This is a genomic window from Mesorhizobium sp. WSM4829 (assembly GCF_055811475.1).
On record NZ_JBVVQJ010000084.1, the window covers coordinates 1 to 5,123 of the forward strand.

Below are 5,123 nucleotides of genomic sequence, written 5' to 3' on the forward strand. Positions count from 1 at the left end.
CCCACCCCACTCACGGGGGCAGGCACGCGAGATCGGGATCGAGCGCTGCCTCCACCGCCCATGGGATCTTCCGGGGAAAGGCGCGGCGAGTGGTTAGCGGAGGACGAAGGAATGCGTGCAAACGACAAGCGTTGCGCCAGCGCAGAGGCTGGCGCGGCTAAGGGCGGGCGGCTGGGCGCTGGCCTTTATCAGGAGATCACGGACCGCATCATTGCCGAACTGGAGCGCGGCACCGTGCCATGGGTCAAGCCATGGGGCAGCGCAAACGCCGACCTCGGCCTGCCGCGGAATGCGGCCACCGGGCGCCGCTATTCCGGCATCAACATCCTGATCCTGGGGGCGCCGTCATCGAGCGCAGTTATCCCGGCCAGAACTGGCTCACCTTCCGGCAGGCGCTTGCTCTTGGCGGCAATGTCAGGGAGGGCGAGCGCGGCACAACAGTAGTTCATGCCGACCGCTTTGTCCCCAAAAACGAGAAGGAGCGCGCCAAAACAGACGGCGACGAGCCGCAGACGGTGCCGTATTTGAAGCGCTTCACCGTTTTCAACGTCGCGCAGTGCAACGGCCTGCCCGAGCACCTTTACGGCAACGCCGAACCGCTGCCCGAACGCGAGATCATCCCACAGGCCGAGGCGCTTATTCGAGGAAGCGGCGCGGATTTCCGCATCGGCGGCGATCCCGCTTTCTACATGCCGGGCAGTGACACCATTCAGGTGCCGCCGCAGCCGGCATTCTTTCAGCAGATCGACTATTACCGCACCTGCTTCCACGAGCTTGGCCACTGGACCGGCCACCCGGCGCGGCTGGCGCGCGACCTCTCCGGCGCCTTCGGTTCCAAGACCTATGCGCGCGAGGAATTGGTTGCCGAAATCGCCGCAGCCTTTGTCTGCTCGACGCTCGGCATCGAGCCGACCGTGCGCCATGCCGATTATATCGGCACACGGCTGAAGGTGCTGCGCGAGGAAAATCGCGCCATCTTCCGCGCCGCCAGCCTTGCCTCCAAAGCCGCCGATTTTCTTCTTGGCTTTAACGCCGAGACCGAAGGCGCGCAACAAGACGAGATCGCGGCATGAGCGCGCGCGATCGCGACAGCCTGCGCACCGAACCGACGCCGCAAGGCGAGCAGACGCTCATTCCCGGTGTCCGGCCGGTCACCACGCGCGACCGCCTCGCCCCTTGGCCCACGCGCCGATGCGCCGCGCGCGGCGCAGAAGCCGCTCGATATCGGGCTGCTCGATGACGCGGCCAGAAATCAACTCGACCTGATTTGAGAGGAGTTTTCCCATGATCTTGATCACCGACGAACTGCGCCCAGCTGCTCGCCAATGGCGCAACTGACATCGAGACCGACCATGTCCCGGTGGTAAAACTGTTCGATCCGACCGTGCCAGCAACCTGGCTTCTCACCGAACTCGACGCCGACGGCGACACAATGTTCGGCCTTTGCGACCTCGGCTTCGGCTTCCCGGAACTCGGCAGCGTCAGCCTTGCCGAGCTTGCAAGCGCCAAGGCCCGGCTTGGCCTCGGCATCGAGCGCGACCTCTGGTTCAAGGCGCGCTTTCCGCTCTCCGTTTACGCCCAAGCGGCGTGCAGCGCCGGCCACATCACCGAAGCCGAGCGGCTGCTGCGTCAGGCAGCGGAAGCACTTGGCAATTCCCATTCCAAGCTTCCGCCCGACACGGCGGAGCAAGAGGGCCGATAAGGCGCAAAACCGCCCCCGCCGCGCCGGCCTTCGGCCCTTGCGGCGGGGACAATTCCACCCCCAACGAAGGAGACGAACCATGCAGCTTGCCCACATTCCTTTCGACCGGCTCAGCATTCCATGCTCAACATGGGCCATTCCAGCGCGCCCGACGTGTTGGACATCCTGCCGTCAGTTCGCGCGCGCGGCGTCCTTGTGCCGCTTCTGGTGCGGGCCCAACAACGAGCCGGATAGCTTCGAGATCGTCGCCGGCCGGCGCCGCTATCTCGCCGCGAAGTCGCTCGCCGACGAGCGCGATGCCTTGCCCTGCGCCGTCATGGAAGAGGGCGACGACGCCGATGCGCTCGAGGCCTGCTGATCGAAAACTTCGCCCGGCTCGATCCCAGCGAGGTGTCGCAGCGGGAGACGTTTTCGCGGCTGATCAAGGGGCCTGCAGCGTTGCCGACATCGCCGCCACTTTCGGCATCACCGAGCTTTTGGTCAAACGCATTCTGGCGCTCGGCGACCTCTTGCCGAAAATCCGCGAGGCCTATCGGCGCGAGGAAATCGACGCCGAGACGGCGCGCAATCTGACCATGGCCTCCAAGGCGCAGCAGAAGGATTGGCTGGCGCTTTATGCCGATCCGGAGCGATACGCGCCGCGCGGCGACCAGTTGAAACAATGGCTGTTCGGCGGCCAGTCGATTTCCTCAGAGGTGGCGCTGTTTGCCGTCGAGGATTATCCGGGCCTGATCGTCTGCGATCTGTTCGGCGAGGACAGCTATTTCGCCGACGCCGACCTGTTCTGGCAAAAGCAGAACGAGGCGATCGCTGCCAAGCGCGACGCCTATCTGGAAGCCGGCTGGCCGACGTGGCCGTGCTGGAACCGGGGCAGTTTTTCCAGTCTTGGGACCACGAAAAGACGCCGAGGAAGAAGGGCGGCAAGGTCTTCATATCAGTCTCGCATCGCAGCGCGGTCGAGTGCCACGAGGGCTGGCTGTCGCGCAAGGATACCCGCCGCGCCCGCCCGCAAGGCGAGGGCGGCGAGCACGAAGAACCCCCGCATAGCCGTCGCGACCGGAACTCACCGGGCCGATGCAGAACCATGTCGATCTGCATTGCCATGCCGCGGTGCGCGCGGCCATGCTCGACCGTCCGGGTGTCGCGCTGCGCCTGATGGGGGCGCATCCCATCACAGGTTCGGGCCTGTGGCAGGTTCGCCGCGAGCCGCAGCGTACCGCCAATGAAGCGGTGGCGGCAAGCCTCGCAGCCTGCAAGGCCGAAGCCGTATTCTGCGAAGGCGGCGCGAGGTTTTGGCGCTGCTGGGGCAACCGGAGGAGGCTGGCGCGATCGTCGGCGGCAACGGCGATGCCTTTGCCACAGCGCGCGTCTTCGCCCGGCTGTCGACGCTGTCCGACGACGATGTCCTGCGCGTTCTCGCCATCGTCATGGCCGAGACGGTCGAAGCCGGCAGCGCCGTCATCGAGGCGCTTGCCAATCACCTGAATGTCGATATGGCCGCTTGCTGGCAAGCCGACGACGCACTCTTCGACCTGTTGCGCGACAAGGAAATTGCCAATCTGATACTTCGCCGATATCGGCGGCAAGCATGTCGCCCACGGCAGTGTTTCGAGAAGGTGAAGACGCAAAAGACAACCATCCGCGACTTCCTGTTCGGCGAGAACAGCAGGGAGAAAATCGATGCATGGCTGCCGCGCTGGATGAAATTCCCCGCCGAAAGCTACACGACCCGGGGCGGCTTCCGCACCGCCGATCAATGGGCCAGAGTTCAGCCGCTGTGCATGGCCGAATGAACCAGCCAAGCCAGGCGGAGGCAATTCGAGTGCCGCCGCCTGGCACCTCTCTCGGGCGATGCCGGCTGCACCTTTGCGGCTTTTCCGGCGCGCACCGCACGCGAAATCCCGACGCCAACTCATCGCCTTCGCCAGCCCTGCGCCGCGCCGGGATGCTTGCCGAGGCGCAACGCGGATATAGCCACGTCCGCCCCTGGTCGACGGTGTCTGAACCTGCGCAAGCCCGATATCCGCGACGCCGCTTGGGCATCGTGTCAACCGATCGCGCGGCCTGTCTCCTAAGCGGTCTTGCGGGACAACGCGATAGCGGCCATTCGCGGCAACGTTCGTCGTTATCAGCAGCGTCTGGAGGTGCTCGCCCGGGACCTACAAAAGAACAAGGAAGAGCTGAAAATCCGCCGGTTGTTCAATCGGGACGAATGGGCGATCACCAGTGCGAGCCCGGTTTGCGAGCAGTCGATCGATGGTACGCTCTCCTCGGTCATGCTGGCGATGCGATCAATGCGCTGCTCGTCGCCGCGGCCAAAATCTGCGCCTGATCCTCACTCGCGCTTTGGCTTGCCTGGTGCCTGCAAGCACTCCAGCCGAAAACGGCGAAATCGGATGCTTCCACTCGTCTTCCCGGGTCCGCAATATTAACAATGTCAACACCTTAGCCGTTGTTCAGGGCCGACTACCGAGTCTGCGCCGCGGTAGGGTTCGGCTCGGCTGAGAGCATCAAGCCGAACGCCCCCGATACGCAAGGGCTCGCCTATACTCGTGCCGGTCATCTAGGGCTCGGCAGATCGCCAAGGCCCTGGCGGCAAGCATTCCGGATCAGGGCGAGGTTGGGTTTTGGCCATGCGTCGCGTGTGGGTCGCTGACTTGAGGTGATGTGCGTCCGGCGGCCCGCCTCGTCGCCTCGTCGAGGTTAGTCACCGAAATGATGCGCTGACCGCCGGCCAGCGGACTGACCGAAGACGCATCCACATTCTGACTCGCTGAAAAGATGATTCAAGAGATACGAGCCATCCCCAAGGTCGGCCGGAGCGTCCCGCTCGGCCCAAGCGTGAAAGATATCATCGCCACCCACGAGGCTCTGAGTCGAACCGCAACCCTTCGCTCTCGCTTCGGGTCCTTCTCTTCGTTCCGGTCCTTCGGATGCGGTCCGCCTGGACGGCGGCCCTTCCGGTCGCAACTCGCCGCCCGCCCCGCTTCCGTCCCGCTTCCGGGGAAAGCCGCGATTGGCGAGCGGAGGCAAAACGAAGCATGCAAGATAGAAGCGTGCCGTCATCGAAGAGGCAGGCAGAGGCGGGGCGCCATGTCCTTAATTCCCGCTTTGCGGCCGTCGAGCGTCGGAATCGTTCCTGTTTCCGTCTTGCGAAGGCCCGTGGCGCAGGAATCGGCGCAGGCCCTCGTGGGAGCGGTTCTCCGCTCGCTCGCCGCCTCGATCACAGCCAACAAAACGGGCGCGAGGATTGCCACAGGCAGAAGCAGCCGAAGCCATCATCGTGACGATTTGCTCTTTTGCAGCTCGGTTCGTTCAGCGTTCCAGTCGGGTGGGGTCTGATCGAGAATGTTGCGAACGAAGAAGTCCAGGAGTTTGCGCTCAGTGTAGATGCCTGGCGCGTTGTGATCGGCACCAGGCA

5 protein-coding genes and 2 pseudogenes are annotated in these 5,123 nt (G+C 64.3%); 6 read left to right on the forward strand and 1 reads right to left on the reverse strand.

Translation table 11 applies throughout. The annotated features are described in order from the left end of the window. The first annotated feature begins 111 nt into the window (after positions 1–111). Positions 112–1,073 (forward strand): annotated as a pseudogene (locus AC0L17_RS34015) (ArdC family protein). A gap of 78 nt (positions 1,074–1,151) precedes the next feature. On the opposite strand, the gene AC0L17_RS34020 reads toward AC0L17_RS34015, so the two are convergent. Then, positions 1,152–1,298, reverse strand: a complete 147-nt coding sequence (locus AC0L17_RS34020; protein ID WP_473518924.1) for a hypothetical protein — start codon at positions 1,296–1,298, stop codon at positions 1,152–1,154. On the opposite strand from AC0L17_RS34020, the pseudogene AC0L17_RS34025 reads away from it, so the two are divergent. From AC0L17_RS34025 to AC0L17_RS34045, 5 genes and pseudogenes are all read left to right on the forward strand, one after another. Further along, a pseudogene (locus AC0L17_RS34025) lies at positions 1,285–1,702 on the forward strand (DUF2958 domain-containing protein). The gene AC0L17_RS34020 and the pseudogene AC0L17_RS34025 sit on opposite strands and share 14 nt — an antisense overlap. 79 nt (positions 1,703–1,781) lie before the next feature. Further along, positions 1,782–2,060 carry a hypothetical protein gene (locus AC0L17_RS34030; RefSeq protein ID WP_473518925.1) on the forward strand — a complete coding sequence of 93 codons (279 nt, stop codon included), beginning with the start codon at positions 1,782–1,784 and terminating at the stop codon, positions 2,058–2,060. Further along, entirely contained in the window at positions 2,041–2,928 is an 888-nt protein-coding gene (locus tag AC0L17_RS34035) for a hypothetical protein (protein WP_473518926.1), read from the forward strand. Before AC0L17_RS34030 ends, AC0L17_RS34035 begins: the two co-directional genes overlap by 20 nt. A gap of 66 nt (positions 2,929–2,994) precedes the next feature. Beyond that, positions 2,995–3,495 carry a hypothetical protein gene (locus AC0L17_RS34040; protein ID WP_473518927.1) on the forward strand — a complete coding sequence of 167 codons (501 nt, stop codon included), beginning with the start codon at positions 2,995–2,997 and terminating at the stop codon, positions 3,493–3,495. Between the two features lie 288 nt (positions 3,496–3,783). Beyond that, positions 3,784–4,134, forward strand: coding sequence for a hypothetical protein (locus AC0L17_RS34045; protein WP_473518928.1), 351 nt, complete (start codon positions 3,784–3,786; stop codon positions 4,132–4,134). The last annotated feature ends 989 nt before the right edge of the window (positions 4,135–5,123 follow it).

Excerpts from the sequence above, each read along its gene's own strand:
- AC0L17_RS34030 (WP_473518925.1), top strand. The coding sequence starts at position 1,782 with ATGCAGCTTGCCCACATTCCTTTCGACCGGCTCAGCATTCCATGCTCA.
- AC0L17_RS34035 (WP_473518926.1), top strand. The coding sequence starts at position 2,041 with ATGCGCTCGAGGCCTGCTGATCGAAAACTTCGCCCGGCTCGATCCCAG.